The 21,418-nt window shown below is 63.1% G+C and carries 24 protein-coding genes and 1 pseudogene; 13 read left to right on the top strand and 12 right to left on the bottom strand.

Going from position 1 to position 21,418, the window contains the following annotated elements; genetic code table 11:
- Positions 1-90: 90 nt before the first annotated feature.
- Positions 91-1,323 carry an MFS transporter gene (locus BUE39_RS29435; RefSeq protein WP_073432188.1) on the bottom strand — a complete coding sequence of 411 codons (1,233 nt, stop codon included), beginning with the start codon at positions 1,321-1,323 and terminating at the stop codon, positions 91-93.
- Between the two features lie 403 nt (positions 1,324-1,726).
- Between BUE39_RS29435 and BUE39_RS29430 the strand changes: the two genes are divergently transcribed.
- The gene (locus tag BUE39_RS29430) at positions 1,727-2,413 is read left to right on the top strand and encodes an orotate phosphoribosyltransferase (protein ID WP_073432187.1); all 687 of its coding nucleotides are present in this window, start codon (positions 1,727-1,729) and stop codon (positions 2,411-2,413) included.
- A gap of 103 nt (positions 2,414-2,516) precedes the next feature.
- Here the strand turns inward: BUE39_RS29430 and BUE39_RS29425 are convergent, their stop codons facing one another.
- Positions 2,517-3,206: a response regulator gene (locus tag BUE39_RS29425; protein ID WP_073432186.1), complete on the bottom strand. Its 690-nt coding sequence runs from the start codon at positions 3,204-3,206 to the stop codon at positions 2,517-2,519.
- A 258-nt stretch (positions 3,207-3,464) separates the two neighbouring features.
- Between BUE39_RS29425 and BUE39_RS29420 the strand changes: the two genes are divergently transcribed.
- The 7 genes from BUE39_RS29420 to BUE39_RS29395 all read left to right on the top strand — a co-directional run bounded on the left by BUE39_RS29420 (position 3,465) and on the right by BUE39_RS29395 (position 10,286).
- Entirely contained in the window at positions 3,465-4,067 is a 603-nt protein-coding gene (locus BUE39_RS29420; RefSeq protein ID WP_073432185.1) for a YbhB/YbcL family Raf kinase inhibitor-like protein, read from the top strand.
- Positions 4,068-4,322: 255 nt separating this feature from the next.
- Positions 4,323-4,895: a flavodoxin family protein gene (locus BUE39_RS29415; RefSeq protein WP_073432184.1), complete on the top strand. Its 573-nt coding sequence runs from the start codon at positions 4,323-4,325 to the stop codon at positions 4,893-4,895.
- Positions 4,896-5,084: 189 nt separating this feature from the next.
- Complete coding sequence (argC, locus tag BUE39_RS29410; protein WP_073432183.1) at positions 5,085-6,032, top strand: N-acetyl-gamma-glutamyl-phosphate reductase; 948 nt, start codon at positions 5,085-5,087, stop codon at positions 6,030-6,032.
- Between the two features lie 237 nt (positions 6,033-6,269).
- Entirely contained in the window at positions 6,270-6,470 is a 201-nt protein-coding gene (locus BUE39_RS34530; RefSeq protein WP_143032016.1) for a hypothetical protein, read from the top strand.
- A 58-nt stretch (positions 6,471-6,528) separates the two neighbouring features.
- Positions 6,529-7,950 (top strand): DUF2957 domain-containing protein, encoded by a 1,422-nt coding sequence (locus tag BUE39_RS29405; protein WP_073432182.1) that lies wholly within the window; start codon positions 6,529-6,531, stop codon positions 7,948-7,950.
- A 98-nt stretch (positions 7,951-8,048) separates the two neighbouring features.
- Positions 8,049-9,293 carry a DUF2957 domain-containing protein gene (locus BUE39_RS29400; RefSeq protein ID WP_073432181.1) on the top strand — a complete coding sequence of 415 codons (1,245 nt, stop codon included), beginning with the start codon at positions 8,049-8,051 and terminating at the stop codon, positions 9,291-9,293.
- A 168-nt stretch (positions 9,294-9,461) separates the two neighbouring features.
- Positions 9,462-10,286, top strand: a complete 825-nt coding sequence (locus BUE39_RS29395) for an OmpW/AlkL family protein (protein WP_073432180.1) — start codon at positions 9,462-9,464, stop codon at positions 10,284-10,286.
- A 271-nt stretch (positions 10,287-10,557) separates the two neighbouring features.
- Here the strand turns inward: BUE39_RS29395 and BUE39_RS29390 are convergent, their stop codons facing one another.
- Positions 10,558-11,427: an NAD(P)-dependent oxidoreductase gene (locus BUE39_RS29390; protein ID WP_073432179.1), complete on the bottom strand. Its 870-nt coding sequence runs from the start codon at positions 11,425-11,427 to the stop codon at positions 10,558-10,560.
- A 94-nt stretch (positions 11,428-11,521) separates the two neighbouring features.
- Here BUE39_RS29390 and BUE39_RS29385 point away from each other — a divergent pair, with 94 nt between their 5' ends.
- Positions 11,522-12,277: a Mut7-C RNAse domain-containing protein gene (locus BUE39_RS29385; RefSeq protein WP_073432178.1), complete on the top strand. Its 756-nt coding sequence runs from the start codon at positions 11,522-11,524 to the stop codon at positions 12,275-12,277.
- 111 nt (positions 12,278-12,388) lie between these two features.
- Positions 12,389-12,667 (top strand): hypothetical protein, encoded by a 279-nt coding sequence (locus BUE39_RS29380; RefSeq protein ID WP_073432177.1) that lies wholly within the window; start codon positions 12,389-12,391, stop codon positions 12,665-12,667.
- Positions 12,668-12,896: 229 nt separating this feature from the next.
- Here the strand turns inward: BUE39_RS29380 and BUE39_RS29375 are convergent, their stop codons facing one another.
- Together BUE39_RS29375 and BUE39_RS29370 are read right to left on the bottom strand one after the other, a co-directional pair.
- The gene (locus tag BUE39_RS29375; RefSeq protein ID WP_006052583.1) at positions 12,897-13,109 is read right to left on the bottom strand and encodes a hypothetical protein; all 213 of its coding nucleotides are present in this window, start codon (positions 13,107-13,109) and stop codon (positions 12,897-12,899) included.
- A 220-nt stretch (positions 13,110-13,329) separates the two neighbouring features.
- Complete coding sequence (locus BUE39_RS29370) at positions 13,330-14,082, bottom strand: IclR family transcriptional regulator domain-containing protein (RefSeq protein WP_073432176.1); 753 nt, start codon at positions 14,080-14,082, stop codon at positions 13,330-13,332.
- Between the two features lie 292 nt (positions 14,083-14,374).
- Here BUE39_RS29370 and BUE39_RS29365 point away from each other — a divergent pair, with 292 nt between their 5' ends.
- Positions 14,375-15,586, top strand: coding sequence for an RtcB family protein (locus BUE39_RS29365; protein WP_073432175.1), 1,212 nt, complete (start codon positions 14,375-14,377; stop codon positions 15,584-15,586).
- An 88-nt stretch (positions 15,587-15,674) separates the two neighbouring features.
- On the opposite strand, the gene BUE39_RS29360 is transcribed toward BUE39_RS29365, so the two are convergent.
- The 5 genes from BUE39_RS29360 to BUE39_RS29345 form a co-directional block, all read right to left on the bottom strand.
- Positions 15,675-15,926, bottom strand: a complete 252-nt coding sequence (locus BUE39_RS29360) for a hypothetical protein (RefSeq protein WP_073432174.1) — start codon at positions 15,924-15,926, stop codon at positions 15,675-15,677.
- On the bottom strand, positions 15,923-16,138 hold the full coding sequence (locus tag BUE39_RS34525) for a hypothetical protein (RefSeq protein ID WP_143032017.1): 216 nt from the start codon (positions 16,136-16,138) through the stop codon (positions 15,923-15,925). Before BUE39_RS34525 ends, BUE39_RS29360 begins: the two co-directional genes overlap by 4 nt.
- 565 nt (positions 16,139-16,703) lie before the next feature.
- The gene (locus BUE39_RS29355) at positions 16,704-17,390 is read right to left on the bottom strand and encodes a DUF2242 domain-containing protein (protein ID WP_073432173.1); all 687 of its coding nucleotides are present in this window, start codon (positions 17,388-17,390) and stop codon (positions 16,704-16,706) included.
- A gap of 164 nt (positions 17,391-17,554) precedes the next feature.
- Positions 17,555-18,205, bottom strand: coding sequence for a lytic transglycosylase domain-containing protein (locus tag BUE39_RS29350; protein WP_073432172.1), 651 nt, complete (start codon positions 18,203-18,205; stop codon positions 17,555-17,557).
- 127 nt (positions 18,206-18,332) lie between these two features.
- Positions 18,333-19,316 (bottom strand): helix-turn-helix transcriptional regulator, encoded by a 984-nt coding sequence (locus BUE39_RS29345; protein ID WP_227470906.1) that lies wholly within the window; start codon positions 19,314-19,316, stop codon positions 18,333-18,335.
- Between the two features lie 100 nt (positions 19,317-19,416).
- Between BUE39_RS29345 and BUE39_RS29340 the strand changes: the two genes are divergently transcribed.
- Both BUE39_RS29340 and BUE39_RS29335 read left to right on the top strand, forming a co-directional pair.
- The gene (locus tag BUE39_RS29340) at positions 19,417-20,064 is read left to right on the top strand and encodes a glutathione S-transferase family protein (protein ID WP_073432170.1); all 648 of its coding nucleotides are present in this window, start codon (positions 19,417-19,419) and stop codon (positions 20,062-20,064) included.
- A 169-nt stretch (positions 20,065-20,233) separates the two neighbouring features.
- Positions 20,234-20,494 (top strand): DUF6723 family protein, encoded by a 261-nt coding sequence (locus BUE39_RS29335; RefSeq protein ID WP_073432169.1) that lies wholly within the window; start codon positions 20,234-20,236, stop codon positions 20,492-20,494.
- 130 nt (positions 20,495-20,624) lie between these two features.
- Here BUE39_RS29335 and BUE39_RS29330 read toward each other — a convergent pair whose 3' ends face one another.
- Entirely contained in the window at positions 20,625-21,098 is a 474-nt protein-coding gene (locus BUE39_RS29330) for a PRC-barrel domain-containing protein (protein ID WP_073432204.1), read from the bottom strand.
- Positions 21,099-21,222: 124 nt separating this feature from the next.
- Positions 21,223-21,418, bottom strand: a pseudogene (locus BUE39_RS29325) (glutamine--fructose-6-phosphate transaminase (isomerizing)); the annotation flags it as partial.

Here is a 21,418-nt window from a genome sequence, read left to right as displayed (position 1 = left end):
GCGGCGGACAATGCTGCAACGCCGCATCCAGCGGGCATTCGGCGCGTTGTCATGCATCGGCATTTGGGCGTCATTGGCGGTCGTCCAAGCTTACTGAAGTTCGGCGCCGCGCCGTTCGGGAATCAGAAAAAGCGTCGCGAAGATATCGAGCAAATAGATCGACGCGAGCACGGCGAGCGCGGCGCCGAACGAATAGCGCGCGGCCAGCGCACCCACCGCGACGGGTCCAAAACCGCCCATCGCCCGTCCAATGTTGAACAACACGTTCTGCGCGGTGGCGCGCGCCTCGGTCGGATAAAGCTCGGAGATCAACGCGCCATAACCGCCGATCATCCCATTGACGAACACGCCCATCGCCGCGCCACCGATCAGGAGCGTCATGGGTGTCGTCAGATGGGCGTAGACGAATACCATCACCACCGCGCCCGCCTGATAAAACAGAAAGGCCGGCTTGCGGCCGAAGCGGTCGGCGGCCATGCCGAACAGCCAGATGCCGCACGCCATGCCGAGCACCGTGACCGCGGTCCACACGCCGGATTTGGTCAGCGAGTAGCCGAAGGTTTTCGACAGATAACTCGGAAGCCAGATCATCAGCCCGTAATAGCCGAAGTTCTGCACCGAGCAGAGAATCGCGACGCCCATGCTCGCGCGCGCGGTCCTTCCATCGGCCACCAGCAATTTCAACGGCAGCGTGCGCATACCGCGCGCCGCGCGCTCGGTAAACAGCGTCGGCTCCTCGACCCGCCGTCGTACAAAGAAAGACACCACGGCGGGCAGCAAGCCAAGCGCGAACATGCCGCGCCAGCCGATCACCGGCAACAGCAGCGGCGTCAGCAAAGCGGCGCCGAGCACGCCGAACTGCCATCCGAGCCCGACATACGACGACACGCGCGCCCGCTGCGACGCCGGCCACGCTTCGGCCACCAAGGTCATCCCGATGCCGAACTCGCCGCCTAGTCCGATGCCGGCGATGGTCCGGTAGGTCAATAGATCGGCGTAACCTTGCGCCAGCGCGCACAAACCCGTGAAGACGGCGAAGATCAGGATCGTCCACGTCAACATTCGCACGCGTCCGAAATAGTCGCTCAATACGCCGAAGATCAGACCGCCCGCCACCGCGCCGATCAGCGTCCACGTGACGAGCGAGCCGGCTTGCGCGGAACTCAGATGCAGGTCGGCGGCAATGGCCGGCAGCATGAAACCGAGGATCAGCAGATCGAAGCCGTCCATTGCATAGCCGAGTATCGAGGCGATCAACGCGCGGCCGGCGTAGCCATTCCTGATGGATGCACCGGCGGCGGCAGCGGGGGAAACGGCGGTCATCGAAGGTATTCCGTAGGTGGGACGGCCGGCAACGATAAACCGGCGCGCAGGAAATTCGCGTGAGTGTAAAGGCGCCCCAGCCTGCTCACAAGCTGACCAAAAAGCCTATGCAAAACCGCCGGACAGCCGCTCCCGCCACCGCTCCGGCGGCCCGCCCGGCGCGCTCCCCACGACCGCCATTCGCCGCCGGCGCCCACCATCGCCTCCTCGAAAGTGCTCATTTCGAGTAAAATGTCGGCCTACGCGCGCAGCAAAAACCGGCCTGCACTCCACTGACCGGTTGCGTATTCGCCCATCAAGGCGTGCCTATCAAGGCGCCGCCCAGCATGGCGCGGCATACGTCGCTCGCTGCGCCACCGGGCCCCGCGTCCGCTTCTCCCCGCTCACACCCAAGGATTCGCCCATGACAGGCTTCGATCGCCAGACGATCTCCGACACCACCGCCAAGATGCTGCTGGAAGTCCAGGCAGTGCACTTCAACGCGGAGAAACCGTACATTTTCACGTCCGGCTGGGCGAGCCCGGTTTATATCGACTGCCGCAAGCTGATTTCGTATCCGCGCGTGCGCCGCGGCCTGATGGAAATGGCCGAAACCACCCTCCTGCGCGACGTCGGCTATGAGCAGATCGACGCCGTCGCCGGTGGCGAAACCGCCGGCATCCCGTTCGCCGCATGGCTTTCCGACCGCCTGATGGTGCCGATGCAATACGTGCGCAAGAAGCCGAAGGGTTTCGGCCGTAACGCGCAGATCGAAGGTCTGCTGACCGAGGGCCAACGCGTGCTGCTGGTCGAAGACCTGACCACGGACAGCCGCAGCAAGATCAACTTCATCAATGCGCTGCGCGGCGCGGGTGCCACGGTGAACCACTGCTTCGTGCTGTTCCACTACAACATCTTCAAGGAAAGCGTGTCCGTGCTGAAAGACATCGACGTCGATCTGCACGCGCTCGCCACGTGGTGGGACGTGTTGCGTGTCGCGAAGGAAAACAGGTACTTCGACACGAACACGCTCGACGAAGTGGAAAAATTCCTGCATGCGCCGGCCGAATGGTCGGCAGCCCACGGCGGCGCCACCTCGGCGCCGCAGTAAGCACGCCGGCAACGAACGCGGCCGCTTATGCGGCCTGAATGACAAGGCCGCCTGTCTCATCGACAGGCGGCCTTTTCTTTTTGCTCACGAAAAGCACGTGAAATTAATGCAGATCGCCCTTGTCTTCCACGGAGTGAGACGAGAGATTCAGCAGGCCGTTGCTCTGCGCATACTGGAACAACTCGGAATCGCGATCGATGCCGAGCTTGCGCATCGCCGTATTTTTCTGCGTGCTGATGGTCTTGATGCTGCGATTGAGTTGCTCCGAGATTTCCTTGATCGTCATGCCCGACACGAACAGGCGCACGACTTCGAGTTCGCGCCTCGACAGCATCACCTCTTCGTTCTTACCACCGGCGTTCATCCGAAGCGCATCAAGCGACGCCTTGACGGACGGACTCATGTATTCGAGGCGGCGGCTCACATGCTGCACCGCGAGGCCGATATGACTCAGATCATCCGACTTGTTGACGACCGAGGTCACGCCAATTTCGCTCAGCCGCTTAAGCAACGCGGCATTCTCCAACATCGTCAGCACGACAATTGGCAGATCGGGAAAATTGCGGCGCAGATAGCCGATCAGCGGCAGCCCATCGCCATACTGGCCGCCAGGCATGGCCAGATCAGTGACCAACACGTCGCAAGCAACTGTTTGCAGCACCTTGATCAGTTCCGTTGATTGTCGCGCCCGTGCGACGACCTGCAATCCGGGGAATTTGAGCAAGGCTTGCTCGGCGCCGAACAGAATTACCGGATGGTCGTCGGCGACCACGACCCTGACTGGATCTTGCATTGCGCTCCCCTCTACGAATAAACCACTCTCCAGAACATCTGACATGTCTTTTTTCTTCGTACTTAGACTGATCGCTTATACGGCCCCGCTCCACGCGGATAATCCTCGGACTATAGCTGATTTCGGGTGGGCAAAGGCGCCGAAGCACAACAATGATGCGCAGAGCTAATGTTAGACTTGATCCGACCCTGGGGCACGGAATAGGGACAATAACCATCGCGCGGCCACCGCCTCGCGCCCTGACAGGAGAACCGGCACATGCGCTCGCGTTGCCTGGTTGTTTCGCTCGCTTCGCCATTTCGCCGTATGCCGTCGTTCACTTGCGCGATGCTGGGTCTCGCGTTAGTGGCGGCGAACGGCCCTCATGCGCTCGCCGAGGGTGCATTCGCGCTGACCAGCGCCAGCTTTCGCTCCGGCGGTACCGTTGACGCCGCACAGGTTTTCAATCAGGACGACTGCAAGGGCGGCAATCGCTCGCCGCAGTTGACGTGGCGCGACGCGCCGCCCGGCACCCGCAGTTTCGCGGTCACCATGTTCGATCAGGATGCGCCGGGCCGCGGCTGGTGGCATTGGGCGGTGGCGGGCATTCCGGCCACCGTCGGAAGCTTGCCGGAGAACGCCAGTTCCTCCGGCTTCCTGAAGAAACTCGGCGCGGTGGAGGCCCGCAACGACTTCGACATCGACGGCTATGGCGGCCCTTGCCCGCCGCCCGGCAAACCGCATCGCTACGTCATCACCGTTTATGCGCTGAACACGGCCGACCTCCGCCTCGCGCAAGGCCGTCCCGCGCTGATGTTCGATCACGAGATCGGCACCGCGACGCTTGGCAGCGCGCGGATGGTCGTCAATTACGGGCGGTAGCTTCGGCTAGTGCGTCGTGCGTCGACCGGATGCGCCGCTGGGCGACCGCAGCGATGCCCGGCCGTCAGGAGGCCCAGGGCGGACCGGGGACGGGCAGACTGCTGCGATCAGATTGCCCCGCCGCGAACTTCCCATCATCCGCGCGAGCTAATGTGTGCAGCCGGACTAGAAGCGGCATGCATCCAGATGTCCTGCGCCGCAGCATCCGCGTGCGGTCGCTGAATCCACGTTCTCTTTCACTTGCCGGAGATTGTCATGTCGAAGATCGTCATCGCGTATCACAGCGGCTACGGACATACGAAGAAAGTCGCGGAAGCCGTACTGGCGGGCGCGCTCGAAGCCGGAGCGGACGCGAAACTCCTGCCGGTCGGCGAGATCGACGACGCGTCGTGGGCCGAACTCGCCGCAGCCGACGCCGTCATCTTCGGTGCGCCGACGTACATGGGCGGCCCGTCCGCCGACTTCAAGAAATTCGCCGACGCAAGTTCGAAGCCGTGGTTCGGCCAAACGTGGAAAGACAAGATCGCGGCCGGTTTCACCAATTCGGCGACCATGAACGGCGACAAGTTCTCGACGATCCAGTACTTCGTCACGCTGGCGATGCAGCACAGCATGATTTGGGCGGGCACCGGCATGATGCCGTCGAACACCAAGGCGGCGACCCGCAACGACCTGAACTATGTCGGCGGCTTCACCGGCCTGCTCGCGCAGTCCCCGGCGGACGCCTCGCCGGAAGAAGCGCCGCCCGCAGGCGATCTGGAAACAGCGCGCATGTTCGGCGCGCGCATTGCCGGCGTGACGGCGCGTTGGATCGGCGCGGCACGCTAGGCAAGCACCCGGTTCGCCGCGAACCGGACGGCATCGGCCCGCATCTACCCGACAACAGGTCATGCCGACGTCACGTTCGGCGCGCATCGTCGTTTTTTCACCCTTTCTGCACGCCCGCAGCCATGAAGTCTTAAAATAACGTTCCCGCGCGGCGTCGCGCCCCGTTTCCAGCAAGCCAGTGAGATCGAGATGAGCACGAAAGTTTTTGTCGACGGACAGGAAGGCACGACCGGCCTGAAGATTTTCGAATACCTGTCGCAACGCGCCGACGTGGAGATCCTGCGTATCGAGGAAGCGAAGCGCAAGGACCTCGAGGAGCGCCGCCGTCTCATCAATGCTTCGGACGTCACGTTCCTGTGCCTGCCCGACGTCGCCTCGCGCGAATCGGCTTCGCTGGTGGCAAACGAGCGCACGGTGCTGATCGATGCCAGCACCGCCTTTCGCACGGCCGCCGACTGGGCCTACGGCTTGCCGGAACTGGCGCGCTCGCAGCGCGAGCGTCTGCGCACCGCCAAACGCATCGCCGTGCCGGGCTGCCACGCGTCGGCCTTCGTGCTGGCCATGCGCCCGCTCGTCGAAGCAGGCGTGGTGGCGCCGGAGTTTGCCGCGCACGCGTACTCGATCACCGGCTACAGCGGCGGCGGCAAGAAAATGATTGCCGACTATGAAGCGGCCGGCAACCAGAAGCTCAAGAGTCCGCGCCCGTACGCACTCGGTCTCACGCACAAGCACCTGCCCGAAATGGCCGCGCATACCGGCCTGAAGGCGGCGCCCGTCTTCACGCCGATCGTCGGCGACTTCTACAAGGGTCTCGCGGTCACCACCTTCTTCTCGCCGAGCCAGTTCTCCAAGAAGACGACGCCGCAAGACGTGCAAGCGCTGCTCACCGAGTACTACTCGGGCGAGGCCTTCGTGCGCGTCGCGCCGTTCGATGCGGAAGCCAACCTGGACAGCGGCTTTTTCGACGTGCAGGCGAATAACGACACCAACCGTGTCGACCTGTTCGTGTTCGGCAATGAAGAGCGTTTCGTGACTGTCGCGCGCCTCGACAACCTGGGCAAGGGCGCGTCGGGCGCGGCGATTCAATGTATGAATCTGGCGATCGGCGCCGACGAGGAAGCCGGTTTGAACCGCTAAACAAGTTTGCTTATACGCGCGGCAATTCGCCGTCAATTCGTAAAGAAAGCCGGTCTCTAAAAGACCGGCTTTTTGTTTTAAAAGCACCTCGGTTTAAACGACATTCCCCTGCAGTTAATCAGCAGCAATCCGATTTCTTTCAAAATGAAATAAATAGTCTGCCGATCAATGCGACGGTAATTGTTACTGATTTCGACCCATGCAGCATAGTTTTCCGCGTAGGGAAACGCCGGATTTTTGGCCGAACGGTCGTTCGAAGATGATAGAGCCATTTTGCTAAAAGGCTTGCCTGCAAAGGACATGCGGGGAAGCAACGGTATCGCGTCCAACGCGAAATCTCCTTTTCTGTTTAAAAGGATGGCCATCGTCCGCACGGTGCGCGTCCGGCAAAAAACCGTGCTGTTTGAATCGGCCTTTTTAGACGGCTCATTCAATTGACAGGCATTAACCTCCCGGCGAAATTACTCCGCACAATTACACGAAGGGAGACAACAGCATGTCGCACGCCATTATTAGAGGCCTGGCGATGGCCCTTGCCACGGCCCCAATCCTGATCGCTTGCGGCGGCGGCAAGGCCGACAATCCAGGCGCTATCGACACGCCCCAATGCTCGGGTTCGAGTTGCGGCGTGCAAGGCCCGCCCGCCTCGGGCGCTCAGGCAGCGGGCTTGTGTCCGGCCACCGCCGACATCGCAAAGAACACCTTCCTCGGCGGCGCCGGTAGCGGCGAAGTGGTCCAGTTGAACATCGACGCAACGGCGATGACGTACACGCTGAAGTGGCTCGAGTCACCGATTCCGCTGCGCACCGGCACCGTCACGCCGACGCGCGCCGGCACGCAGATCACCGGCGCGGTGATCCACCCGCCAACCGGCACGCTGCCCACCGCCGAACAGACGCGCTGCGCGTTCATACTCGGCGCGGGCACCGGCACCGCCGCAGGCGACGGCCAGCCTTATACGACGCCCGATTTCGCCCACAACCCCAATCCGCCGATGATCCTCGTCGGACTCGGCGTGGCGGGCGGCGGCATTCCGGGAGCCACGGTGCAGTTCGACGGACTGGACATTCCGCTGGTCGGCTCGGGTATCGGCGCGGTGCCCAGCCGCCATTTCGACTTCTATCCGTTCCTCGGCTTCGCCAGCACCACCACCGACATCACGAAACTGCCCGGCACGTATAACGGCCTGCTGTATCACCTCGCGCCGTCGGGCAACTATGCGACGGTCGCGACCAACACGGTCGAAACGTTCGACGCCAGCGGCACCTGCACGAGCAGCAACACGGCTAATCCGAACTACTCGCCGAATGCCGGCGGCTGCCTCAGCACCGGCAACCCGTGGACGCTGAACGGCAACGGCTATTTCGACAGCCAGCAAGCGCCGCAAATCGTGCCGCAGTTCAAGCTGCCGATCATTGGCGCGACCGGCAAGTCGGCGACGGCGCACATGATCCTCGGGCAGATCAACGGCGCGACGGTGCCGCTCGTCGTGCGCACGGGCTTTATCAACCTCGGCACCGCGCCATTCCATCTCGACGCGAAGGTCGACGACGAATCCGGCATCGCGATGCTCGCCTCGGCCACGCCGCTCGCATCGGGCGGCTTCGACGGCGGCTACGCCGGCGCGGATTCGAACTTCAAGTACACCGCGACGCTGATCCAGGGGAACGTCGGCACGTTCATCAACCCGAGCACGTCGGCGGCGGAAAGCGGTTTCGGTCTCGGCTATGGACTGCAGAGCCCGGGGCTCGTCGGCGTGCAGGACACCAACGGCAAGACCGGCTTCGCGATTGCGTCCGGCGGCCTTTACGCCATCGAAATCCAGGGCGCGGAGAACGGCGGCATCGCGTCGACGTCGGCCAACGCCGATACGCCGAGCACGCCCTACTTCGGCATCGGAGCGCAAATCAGCAAGTAAGCGGCGAAGGCTTGCCAGGAGCATTCAGAGACATCACTAAAGCAAAGGTGGCGGGACAGGGAGCCGGCCACATACAACGAGAAAATTCAGGAGGCGGTATGACATGGAGAATCCTTTCGGTGCTCGCTCTTGCTGCACCGTTGCTGGCAGCGTGCGGCGGTGGCGGCGGCGGCGATGGCCCAGTGACCGAAGTGCGCTTATGCCCCGCATCGCTCGACTACGGCACCGTGTTTACAGGCGGTGGCGGTGACGGCGAACTGGTCAAGCTGCAACTCGACACCAGCAAGATGACCTGGCAGGTCAGCTACATCGAATCGCCGGTCCCGGCGAGCACCGGCACGGTCGTGCCGACGCGCGCCGGCCTGACCGCCAGCGGGACGCTCACCCAGGAAACCCTGCTGCCGACGAACAAGCTCAACCAATGCGCGTTCCGGCTGAACGGCGCGAGTCTTGATCCGGCTCGTCCGGCGCGGATTTTCGTCGGCGAAGGCGTGGCGGGCGGCACGATTCCGGGCGCCGAGATTTCGTTCGGCGGGATTCTCGGCGTGGGCGCCGTGCCCGACACCAAGTTCCCGTACTACCCGTTCATCGGCTTCTCGTCGATTGAAACGAGTCTCGCGAACGTGGCCGGCACCTACAACCAGCTCGGCTATCACCAGGTTCCGTCGCAGAACTTCGCGCCGGTCGCGGTCGACTCGAGGATCACGATCAACGCGGACGGCACGTGGACCGAGTGCGACGACACCGGCATCAACGCCGGCAAGTGTCAGCAGCCCGGCACGAACTTCGCGCAGGCCGCCGACGGCAGCGGCGCGTTCCAGACCAACAACTTTCTCGGTCAGGCGAAGCCGACGCTCGCCAGCACGCCGAAAGCGCGCGGCTACATGATCGTCGGCAAATTGCGCAACCAGTTGGTGCCGATCCTAGTGCGAACCGGCGCGGCGAACTCGTCGGTCACGGTGCCGCAGAACGGCGAACTCGGACCCTACGCGGACGACGAATCGGGCATCTCGATCCTGGCACCGCAAAGCGCGGTCGCGGTGAACGCCCCGAACGGCGAGTACATCGGCGTGGATAGCCAGTTCGACTATCGCACCACCGCGCTCGAGGGCAAGCAGGCCACGTTGCTGGATCCGTTCAACCCATCGCAGGCATCGCTCGCCACCGCGCTCGATCTGGACTTCACGCAAGCCGTCCCCGGTCTGGTGACGACGACGCACGTGGGCGCATCCACGGGCGCCACGCCGACCGGAAAGATGATCTTCACGGGCGGAGTATTCGGCTACCTCGATATGACCAACGCGGCCTCGCCGTACTTCACGATCGGCGCGTTCGTCCAGTAACCGACGCATCACGCGCCGCCCATTGGCAATCAGGCGTTCGGGCCGCGGCCGACGCGTAGCGTTGCAACGCGGCAGCCCGCGCTCGCCCGGCGTTCAGCGCGCCGGCGGGTAGACAACCGCCGCCGCTCGCCGCGCGATCACTGCGACGAGCGTCCCAGGAGGAGCAGCATGAAAAAAATCTATCTCACGATACTGGCCGCCTGCCTGTCCGCCGGCGCACACGCCCAGCGTGCGGGCGACAACGTCGCCGCGCTTGGCTGGTTCCACGTGATGCCGCAGGACTCGAGCACACCGCTCACCACCAACGTCGCGCCGACGCAGATCAATACGCCGTTGCGCCTGCCAAATTCGTTCACGTCGGCCGGCACGAGTTTGTCGACCAATAACGCGAACACCGTCGGCCTCGTGTTCAGCCATTACCTCACCGACCACATCGCGGTAACGACCGTGGCAGGCGTGCCGCCGGTGTTCAAGATCTACGGCCACGGCACCATCAGGCCGCCCGGACCGGCGGGCGCGCTCGGCCAGCAGGACCTGGGCGACCCGCAAGCCAATCCGATCGTGAAAAGCGTGCGGCAGTGGAGTCCGGCGCTGCTGTTCCAGTACTACTTCAATGCACCGACGGCGAAGTTTCGGCCGTTCGTCGGCATCGGCGTGTCGTACAACTGGTTTTCCGATATCCAGTTGAGCCAGAACTTCGTGCAGTCGACGCAGAACAATCTCGGCGCCGTGCTCGCCGCCGGTGCGGGCAAGCCGGGCAAAACTCAGGTGTCGGCGAAGGCGTCGTCGTCGTGGGCGCCGGTGTTCAATGCGGGCCTGGCGTACAACATCACGGAACATTGGGGCTTGGTGGCATCGGTCACGTACATTCCGCTCAAGACGACGTCGTCGGTCATCATCAAGGCGGCGGACGGTACTGAACTGGGCGTCTCCCGAGCGGACCTGAAGGCCGATCCGATTATTTCGTTCCTAGCCGTCTCGTACAGGTTCTGAATTCAGCGCGGGTATGTGGCAAAGCCGGTGGTCTTGTGCAAAGGCCAAGCCGGCTTTTTCATTTATAGGGGAGCTGGAAAATCGGGGCAAAAAAAAGCCCGCCTAAGTTGGCGGGCTGAATCCATATCAGAGGAGACATGGAGGAGACAAGGCAAACTATAGCAAATCGTTTGGTGCGGCGCAACATTCAAATAAGGGTTGACCCTCAACGTTGCTAAAATGCAACACGTCGCGCGAGGCTCGCAAGGCGCAATGACCGCGCGATGGATGCCTAGCGCCCGGCCCGCCGCGCTGCGACTTGCCCAAGCACGGCGAAGTCTTTCTCGCCGTCGCCGTGAGCGACCGCTTCGAGCAGACTGTCGCGCACCACGCTTGCGATCGGGAGCGGCGTCGTCACGGCATCGGCTGCGGCGAGCGCGAGACGCAGGTCCTTCAGCCCGAGGCGCGCCTTGAAGAGCGCCGGCTCATAGCGCTGCTCCGCGATCATCTTGCCGTAGCCCGAATAGACCGGTCCGGTAAACAGGCCGCTCGTGATGATGTCGAGGAAATCCTGCATCGCAAGGCCGTGGCCGGTCACGAGCGCGCCCGCTTCGCCGAGTGTCTCGACGGCCGCGCCGATCATGAAATTAGCGGCGAGCTTCATGACGTTCGCCTGCTGCGGCAGCGAACCGATGCGCCATGTTTTCTGGCCGATCACGTCGAAGATGGGCTGAACCTGGTCGATCGCTTCGGCCGGGCCGCCGGCGACGATCGTCAGCTTGCCCGCCGCCGCGACATCCGGCCGCCCCAACACCGGCGCGGCGACGTAGTGGACGCCGCGCGACGCGTGCGCGGTCGCCAGTTCCTCGGCCAGCGCCACCGAAATCGTCGCCATGTTCACGTGGATCAGGCCGCGTGGCGCATGTTCGAGCAGCGTCGCGGTCACGACTTCGCGCAACGCGGCATCGTCGGCGAGCATCGAGAATACCGCGTCGCCCGCGAACGCTTCAGCCGGCGTCGCGACGATCCTCGCGCCGGCGTCGGCGAGCGGCTGCGCGCGTTCCGGCGAGCGGTTCCACACGCGCACCTGGTGCCCGGATTTCAACATGTTGGCAACCATCGCGGCGCCCATCTCGCCCAGGCCGATAAAACCGATGTCCATCTGTCGCTCCATCTTCTAAAGAACTGGAAGTAAAGCACACCCATGCAACACGTGCAGGAGAGCGCGCAGCGAAACACGGTGCGATACTGCTGCGATGGTGACCGCGACATTCCGCTTCTATGAGGAGCTGAACGATTTTCTCGCCCGGCCGCTGCGCCGGCGCGCGTTCAGCTACGCCTGCGCGCGCGGCGCAAGCGCGAAGCACATGATCGAGGCGCTAGGCGTGCCGCATACCGAGGTCGAGTTGATTCTCGTGAACGGCGAGTCGGTCGGTTTCGATCATCCGCTGTCGGACGGCGATCGCGTCGCCGTCTATCCGAAGTTCGAAGCGCTCGACATCCAGCCGCTCCTGCGCGTGCGCGAACGGCCGCTGCGAGTGATGCGCTTCATCGCCGACGCGCATCTCGGCGGTCTCGCACCGCTGTTGCGGCTTGCCGGCTTCGATACGCTGTTCGACAACCATTACGCCGACGCCGATATCGAAACCCTCGCCGTCGCGCAACAGCGCATCGTGTTGACGCGCGACCGCGAACTGCTGAAACGCCGCAGCATCACGCATGGCTGCTACGTTCGTACACTGAGGCCTCGCGAGCAGTTGCGCGAGGTGTTCGAGCGGCTCGATCTGGCGGGCAGCGCGCAGCCGTTCCGTCTGTGCCTGATGTGCAACGCGCCGCTGCGGCGCATCGCCAGGGAAGAAGTCGGCGCGCGCGCCCCCGACGGCGTGCTGGAACGGCACAGCCAGTTCGTCACCTGCGACGTGTGCCGGCGCGTGTTCTGGGAAGGCACGCACTGGCAACGAATGCGCGCGTTGATGGATAGCGTGGCGGGCGCGCGGAACGCGTCCGCGTGAGGTTGCTGGGCGCGTCTTGCGCACCGTCCAGACGCGTAATCGGCGCCGCGCGCTCGACGCCTCGCGCGGTGCGTACAATGCGGGATTACTTATCTGGCAGAGGCCTTCCGTATGGCGATGAAAAAAACCGACCTTGAAAAGAACAAGGCACTCAAGCTGAACAACGCAATGAAGTTGTCGACCGCCGATCGCTTCGGCAAGGCCGCTGCCGCCGAGCCGAAGCTCGATCGTCGCGAGCAGCGCAAGCTCGACCAGGCACAGGGCCTGGTTGCATTCGCGTGCAAGCTGAACGGCGAGTTGGTCGCTGAGCTGAAAGAGCGGGCGGCCACCCATCCCGAAGGCATGACCGGACTGCTGAACGAAGTCATCAAGCGCGGCCTCGCGGGCTGAGCGGTGACAGGCAGCGCTTGTTGGCTGGCGTAGGCACCCGGCTCGCGCTTTTCGATCCGTGATAAGGCGCCGTCGAATGCGTCGCGCAAGCACCGATCTGCGGAAAATCCGCAAAAAACCACCGCTGTCATGCAAAAAGGCCAGAGTACGCGCTCTGGCCTTTTTGCTGGCGATGCCTTAATCCGAACCGCCCGGCAACCGCGCTTCGCGCGGCGCGCCGGGCGTCAGCTTAGTTCTGCGTGCCCTTGTCGTTCGTGCCGGCTGCCGACGCTGCGGCCGCAACCGGAGCGCGCTTGCCATGCGACTTCAGCTTCTTCACGTGGTGCTTCTTCGGCGCGCTAGCTGCAGCGGCCGGTGCGGCTGCGTCCGATGCCTGTGCGAAAGCTTGAACGGAAACCAGTGCGATCGATGCTGCTGCGAGCGAGACGATAACTTTTTTCATGTGTTGTTCCCCAAACCTGGACGACTGAGTCGATGTGAATGGATTAGCTGCACGGTGAAGCGGCTGCGGTTAGAACCCCCGCCGCTCCCCGCGGGAGAGTATTACCCAGTTGTAGGCGGTTTGTCATGCGCAATACCCGATATGTATTTTCCGCGAGACAGCTTGCTTTCGGGATGCTTTCACTCATTAAGCCCCTATCTCAAGAAAATTACCTGGCCAGTCAAACCAGGTTGCGCAGCAGACTGGCGGTTTCCTGCAAGGTCGGTAGGACACGATGCAGCGCGGCTTTCGCCGACTCGTCGCCGATCGGCATGCTGACGCTAATGGCCGCCACCACCGCACCATGCCGGTCACGCAAAGGCACCGCGACACCACGCACGCCCAACTCCAGTTGCTGATCGGTAACCACGTAGCCATTGCGGCGGATTTCGCCGAGCACTTCGCGCAAGCGCTCGATGGTCGAATAGGTATGCGGCGTGAACACCTTGATGGGATAGGACGCGAGCCACTGCTCGATGCTCTCGGGCGCCTGAAACGCCAGCAGCACCAGGCCCGCCGACGACAACGGCGCAGGCGCCCGCGAGCCCAGCACGAAGCCGACCGCCATCGCCCGGTTCACGCCGTTGCGCGCGACGTAGACCACATCGTGTTCATCGAGGATCGCGACCAGCGCGGTTTCCTGAACCGTCGCGGTGATGCGCTGAAGAAACGGCTGCACCGTGCGCGGCAAGCGCGCCGAATCCAGATACGACTGGCCGAGCCGCAAGACACGCGGCGCGAGCCAGAACAGCTTGCCGTCCGTGTCGACGTAACGGAGTTCGTGCAAGGTCAGCAGATAGCGGCGCGCCGCCGTGCGCGACAGACCCGCGCGAGCGGCCACGGCGGTCGGCGTCATGCGCGCATGTTCTTCGTCGAATGCTTCGATGATCGCCAACGCCTTCGCGGCGCCGGCGATCCAGTCTTTCTCGTCCATTGCATGTGCCTGGAAGTCGGGCCGGCCCGGTGGTCGGTGGTGTCGGAGGTTGCATGGCCGCTGCGCGATTATCGCGCGAGTCGCTCGATGCGGTGCGCGCGTTTCGATCCGCGTTCGGCTTGGACCATGCGGTGACGCGCACGTGAGCGCGAAGCTCCGCGCCCGCTTCATGCTTCGTCTGTAGCGTGGTCAAGCTTCGTGAGGGCGCCGCCAGTCGCCCGAGGGCGCGCAAGCGTCATAGCTGGACGGCCGCGCCGAAAGCGCGGCCGCATCGATTGGAGAGAGAAGCAAAATGGATTACCAACTGATGGAAGTAGCGGACGGCAAGCCGGTGAAAATGTGGACCGAAGGCGTCGCCGTCGACGACTTCGCGCGCGACCAACTCACCCACACCGCGAAACTACCGTTCATTTTCAGGCACCTGGCCGTCATGCCCGACGTACACGCCGGCAAAGGCTCCACGATCGGCAGCGTGATTCCGACGCTCGGCGCGATCATTCCGGCTGCGGTCGGCGTGGATATCGGCTGCGGCATGATGGCCGCGCGCACCACGCTCAACGCCGCCGATCTGCCGGACTCGCTCGCGGGTCTGCGCAGCGCGATCGAACGCGCGGTGCCGCACGGCCGTGCGCCGGGCCGGCGCGATCCAGGCGCGTGGGATCGGCCGCCGCAGCCGGTCGACGTTGCATGGAAAGCGCTCGCCGAAGGCTTCAAACGCATCGTCGACAAATATCCGAAACTCGCGCGGACCAACAACTATGTGCATCTCGGTACGCTCGGCACCGGCAATCACTTCGTGGAAGTGTGCGTCGACGAAGCAGATTCGGTGTGGTTCATGCTGCACAGCGGCTCGCGCGGCGTCGGCAACGCAATCGGCAACCTGTTCATCGAACTGGCGCAGGCGGACATGCGGCAGCACATCGCCAACCTGCCGGACCGCAATCTTGCCTACTTCGAGGAAGGCAGCGCGCACTTCGACGATTACGTGCAAGCGGTGGGCTGGGCTCAGGACTATGCGCGGCGCAATCGCGAACTGATGATGGACGCGGTGGTCCGCGCGGCGCGGTCGGTGATAGCCAAGCCGTTTTCGCTCGATGAGCACGCGGTGAACTGCCACCACAACTACGTGCAGAAGGAGCGTCACTTCGGGTCGGAGATTCTGGTCACGCGTAAAGGGGCGGTGTCGGCGCAGAAGGGTCAGTTCGGCATCATTCCGGGTTCGATGGGCGCGAAAAGTTTTATCGTGCGCGGCCTCGGCAACGCCGAAAGCTTCTGCTCGTGCAGCCACGGCGCGGGGCGCTCGATGAGCCGCACGGAAGCCAAGCGGCGCTTTTCCGTCGACGATCAGATCAAGGCGACCGCGCACGTCGAATGCCGTAAGGACGCGGGCGTGATCGACGAAATCCCGATGGCCTACAAGGACATCGACGCAGTGATGGCCGCGCAGCGCAGCCTCGTCGAAGTGGTGCACACGCTGCGGCAGGTGGTGTGTGTGAAGGGATAGCCGTGGAGGGGCCGCCGGTCAGGCGGTCGCGGCGGCGGTGTCGCTCTCGCGTGGCCGCCGCCAATCGCTTTCCGAAGAAAACCGCGAGCTACGCAGCGCGCGGATGCGCGAAAAATCTTGGCGTGTCCGCGGTTGGCGGGAATACACACCAGCAACCGTCGTCGTGACGAAAGAAGAACAACCCGCGCGAGCCGCCCTCGACGGAGGTTTCGACGCGCACATAACGCCGGCCGCCCAGCCGCGTGCGGCTGAATTCGGTGACGTGAACGGGCGCCGAGGGCTCCGGCGCGAGCCATTTCTCAACCAGAAAACGCAGCGATTGTTCGCTCGCGGCTCTCATGATCCGCTCCGGGCCGGCTTGTCCTCGCGGACGTCACGCGCGGTTTCGGCGCTTTCGTCGCTTGCCGCGTCGTTGGCCGCATCCGCGTCGCGTTCGGCGGCGGCAAGGGCCATCGTCCGATTGGTGGCAGCCGCGCGCAGCGTACTGCAATGCGCGGCATGCCGGATATCCGAGAGAAGACGAACCAGTTGTCGTGCTGTTCTGCGTTTCATGACACACCCCCCGCACTGCACCAAGAACCTCATAAAACACTTTAACTCTATGCCTGAATCGGGCGTCGCTGAAATGGTTTTGACTAAATAGCAACGGTTGCGCTTGCATAAACAGACACGCAATCTTCATACCGACCAGGTTCAATGTGCGCGGCCGCCTCGTCGCCGTCTGTGCGCTCGCGAGCGCTCGACGCGTGTAAAAAGCTACGCCGCCGCCTGGAATAAATATGAGGTCAAAATGCAAGTTATCCACATTTGCCTATGAATAACTTCGGGACAGCGCCGGGATAGTGTGTGCGCGGAATCTGGATAAAACGGATCGGCGAGCTAGGGCGGGCAAAGTTATCCCGCTCTTGTAGTTTTTCTACCGGCGCAGTCCGCAGGGTTATGTATTTCGGATGACGTTGATGCGATGGAGGATTTGACAGTTGTCCACAGAAGGCTTTAGCCCTTGTTAACTATTACTACATACGTATACGCACGAGATAAACCAAAAGGATAAGTCACGTGGGCGTGCGTAGTTTGAAGGCTGGTCGGTCAGCGCAATCCAGTGGACGAAGTCGCCTCAAGGCACCACGCGCGTTCCGCTCGCAGGCTCCACGGAAGCAGCCCTGCCGATTGCGTCAGGCATCGCGGCAACCGGCGCGAGAGCCGGCGCTTCGACAGGAACCGGCAACAAACGGCTTTCGATACGGTTGGTCGGTACCGCCTGCGTGCGGACCACGGTTTGCAGATAGTGATCGACGAGGCCGAAAAAGCGGTCGTAAAACTTGCCCGACGGAATCGTCTCGCTTGAAATCTTGACCATCGCGTCGCTGTTCGAGCGGATCGGCAGTGAGAGCGAACCCAGCACGCTCAGTCCGACGCTCGCCGACGTATCGCTTTTCTTCAGCGCGAAACCGTTCTGCACGGCATTCACATAGACGATGCTGGTATCGCTCGCCTCTTCCCCCGGCGTGCAAACCACATGAAATTCGACTACGACGTGGGTATCGCCGCTCGGCTGGAAGTTCTTCGTGCCGTCGACGGTATCGGTGCGCGTCATCGTCGTCAGGTAGCCCTGACTCAACAGGGCGCGGCGCGCGGCTTCGCAGGTATCGGTCGTGTTCGAGTTGAAATTGCGTGCGTACGGACTCGCGCCCGTCTCAAACAATTCCTGCTGGAATTTGGGCTGCGGGGTGCTGCTGCAAGCGGCAAGGGTCAGCAAGCCAAGCAGCGAGGCGAAGGTGGCTTTGGAAAACGAGGTCAACATGGTCGATCTGAAGGGGCGCTGCGAAAACACACTGGGAATGCATTGTAGAGCGGGTTGCCGGCCGTGCGTAAAAAGCGCGCAGCGCGCTTCGCGCCTTATTTGGCGTGACGGCCGATTACCGCAGCCCAAGCCACGGCAACGCAAAAAAGAGGGAAGAGCGTCGCTCAGTTCGACGCGGCGGACGATCCAGTCGACGGTTTCGCCGAGCCGGCAATTCCACTGCTATCGACGGCCGGCACGGTAAAGGCGTTGGCCCAGTTGTCCGGTGCCGCACAACGGTCGGCCGGTGCAGCGTCGCATCTGGCGGCTCGCGCGTCTGCACGCCGGGCGGTGCCCGGTTCAGGCGCGAGCGCGGCAAAGTCCTGAACCCGCAAGCTCACCTTTTGCGCATACGCCTTCGACCCGCCGTAGCTTTTGAGCGCCGCGTCCATGTCGCCGTTGGCGGAGCGCATGTAGCCGTACAGGATTGCCGAGCCCACTTCGATGTTCGTGGTCGGCTCGGTGAGGTCCTTGACGTTCCTCAGCAGCCCCCGATGAGCGCCCGGCACTACTTGCATCAGCCCGGTTGCGCCGTTGGCGCCCCGGGCTTTTTCCTTGAAGCGGGACTCGATGGAAATGATCGCCAGCAAAAGCGCCGGCGGCAAAGAGTATTTGGAAGCGGCGGATTGCACCGCGTCGGAGATCTTTTGCGCCTTCTCCGTTGCGAGACCGAATTTTTGCGTGAGATACGCGGACATGCGATCGGTGTTGTCGTCGGCGACGGCGGTTTGGATCAGACCGAACGAAAGCATGATCAGGCAAAGGAACCGGCTCATAACGGAAGACGGGAGAAAAAGAAAGCGCGCATTATAGCCCTGCCCGAAAAATAGGCACCGAACAGACAAGTTTCATCGTAGGAATAATAGTCGATGATCGCAGCCGCGACCGATGAACCCCACGCCTTTACTTCGCGTAGCGACGGTTCAGCGCTGCCACCGTTTCGCACATTTGCGCGCGCAATTCGGGCGGCGCCAGTACCTCGGCTTCGGCGCCGAAGCGCAGTAATTCCGCGCACGCCTGCCTCACCGAGCCGACCGGCAGCGTCACGGTGCGCCAGCCGTCGGTGGGATCGGGCTCGCCGATTGTCGCGGCCGAGCGCGCGAACGGCGAAGTGAAGGCTTCCAGCATCCGCATGCCCCACGGAGACAGCCGCAGCGTTGCTTCGCTCGCATGCATCTCCGCGGAGAGCCGCTGCGTGCTGTCCCGCCAGTACTCGGCGAGTTCGAACGCGGGCGGCCGCTCGAAGGTTTCGACGATCAGGGTCAATTCGAGAATGCGCGAAATGCGATAGATGCGAATATCCGCGTCCACGCGCCCGACCACGTACCACGCCCCGCCTTTCAGCACGACGCCGAGCGGTTCTATCCGCCGGACTTTTTCGGCTTTCCAGCTCTGATAGCGAATCCGCAGCGGATGCTGCTCCCACACCGCACGCGCGATCAACGGCAGATGCGCGGGCTGATCGGCATCGGCGAACCACGCCGGCGCGTCGAGATGAAAACGCGAGCGCATGCGCTCGGCGGTGGAGCGCAATTCGACGGGCAGCGCCGCGAGCAGCTTGGTTTGCGCGCCGGCCATCACCGCGCCGAGCCCGAGCGCCTGCACCGGGCCGGGCAAGCCGGAGAGAAACAACGCCTCCGCTTCCTGCGGCGACAAGCCGTTGAGCCGCGTCCTGTAGCCGTCCAGTAGCCGGTAGCCGCCTTCCGCGCCACGCTCGCTATGCACGGGGACGCCGGCGGCGCTGAGGGCGTCGATGTCGCGATAGATGGTGCGCAACGACACAGCGCATTCGTCGGCGAGCGACTGGGCGGTGACCCGGCCACGCGCCTGCAATGTCATCAAAATGGAAAGAAGGCGGCTGGCTCTCATGTCGGCAAGTGTAGCCATACCTGACACTCGCTGACAGGTATGGACGCTTACGATAGGTGCGCCCGGCGAAGCCTGCTTGCCGGTTTTCCAACGCGCACTCATTCGGAAGGCTGACACCATGACCTCAGACCGCACGATCACGCTGTTCCATTCGCCGCAATGCCGCTCCGTCAGCGCGCTGACGCTGCTCGAGGAACTCGGCGCGCCGTATCAATTGAACGTGTTGAACATGAAGGCCGGCGAGCAGCGCAAGGCGCCTTTTCTCGCGATCAATCCGCTCGGCAAGGTGCCGGCGATTCTCCACGGCGATGCGTTGGTGACCGAGCAGGTCGCCATCTTCATCTATCTGGCTGATCTCTTTCCCGAAGCGGGCCTCGCGCCCGCGCTCGACGATCCGTCGCGCGGGCCGTATCTGCGGTGGCTCGTGTATTACGCGGCGTGCTACGAACCGGCGCTGGTCGACAAAGCGATGAAGCGCGACCCCGCGCCGCCCTCCACGTCGCCTTATGGCGACTTCGATTCGATGCTCGGGACCGTGACGAGCCGGTTGCAAACGTCGCGCTACCTGCTCGGAGACACGATGTCGGCGGCGGATATCCTGTGGGGCATCGCGTTGCATTGGGGGATGATGTTCAAGCTCGTCCCTGAAACGCCGGTGCTAGTCGAGTACGCCGGTCGCATTTGCTCACGGCCGAGCTTCGTGAAGGTGAGCGAGCGGGATGCGGCGCTGGCGGCCGAGCATGAGGCGGCGGTCAAGCGTGACTGAGGGTGCGGGCCGACCGGTTTGGATTCGCTCCATGCCGCACAGTCAGTCGGCTGTCGCCGGGATTTGAGACAATGGTGCCCGTCGGCGAAGGTATTCCCGCGATAACCGGGTGTAGCCTTGGCCGTTCGCACACATGCCGCCCTTTTGACGAACCAGAGCCGTTTCAGTGATGAACAAGATGGCATTCATTCCCAGCGTCCCCGCAGCGTCGGAGGACGATTTCGAAGTATTGGCGACGTCGAAACTGGCCGGCTACCGGCGTTTCTTCGGCGTATTGAAAGTGGTTCGAACCACCGATGGCCGCGTGCTGTTTCCATTCGACGGGGCACCGGAACTCGGGCCGTATGCAACGAAGCTGGAGGCGATCGCGGCGGCGCAGGTGTATGGCGAACACATCGTGATCAGCGATCTGGCGCGCCCCGAACTGTAGACCGGAAATTTGCTTCAGTTGCCGCGTACATATGCAATCCCTCTATGCCGCCGCAGTCCAACGCGGTGGCATAGAGGCCGGGCGACAAACTGACAGTCAGCCCAAAACAGCTTTACACCTTGGTGCTTTTTTAGTGCTCGCTAGGCCTGATAGCAGGGTCGCTCTCCACCACTTCATGGGTGGCTGACCAGTACGGCTCGCGGTTGTAGTAGCTGTGGGTCGACATGCCCCACTTCGCATCCGCCATGGCAGGCCAGTGATCCTTGTCGAAGCCTGGATCGTCCTTGAGCCGCTGCGCTGCTATGTCGACGTAGAAGCACTTCTGATCCGTATCCAGAGTCAGCGCGTTCCACGGGATCGCGTGCAGGGTCGAACCCATGCCGAGGAAACCTCCCTCCGACAGCACAGCGTAGGCGATACGTCCGCTGCGAACGTCAAGCATGATGTCTGAAATTTTTCCCACGTCTTCGCCATCCGAAGACATCACCTTGTTGCCGTCGAGCGTCGACGCGGCCATGATGTCCGGCCCCGGCCCTTCGCCTATTCCGCCACCGACAATGTCAGCTCCGCCTCGAGTGGCGCTTCGCGGATTGATAGAGCCCATCATTCACCTCCTAGAAAAATGGTGCTCTTTTGTGCCGCAAGCAGCGTGCCCGCGATGGCGAGCGTACGGCGCCCGGACGCCCGTTAGTCGGTGCTAGTCATGGCTTCCGCCACGACCGCCCGCCTCACTCAACCGTAACCGACTTCGCCAGGTTCCGCGGCTTATCCACGTCCGTGCCCCGCGCGCACGCCGTGTGATACGCCAGCAACTGCAGCGGCACCACGTGCAGAATCGGCGACAGCAGGCCATAGTGCTCCGGCATGCGGATCACGTGCAGCCCCTCATCGTTGACGATCTTCGTATCGGCATCGGCGAATACA

This window comes from Paraburkholderia terricola (assembly GCF_900142195.1).
Taxonomy (GTDB): Bacteria; Pseudomonadota; Gammaproteobacteria; order Burkholderiales; family Burkholderiaceae; genus Paraburkholderia; species Paraburkholderia terricola.
The sequence above is the reverse complement of the archived record's forward strand: the minus strand, read 5'-3'. Positions and strand labels throughout refer to the sequence as shown.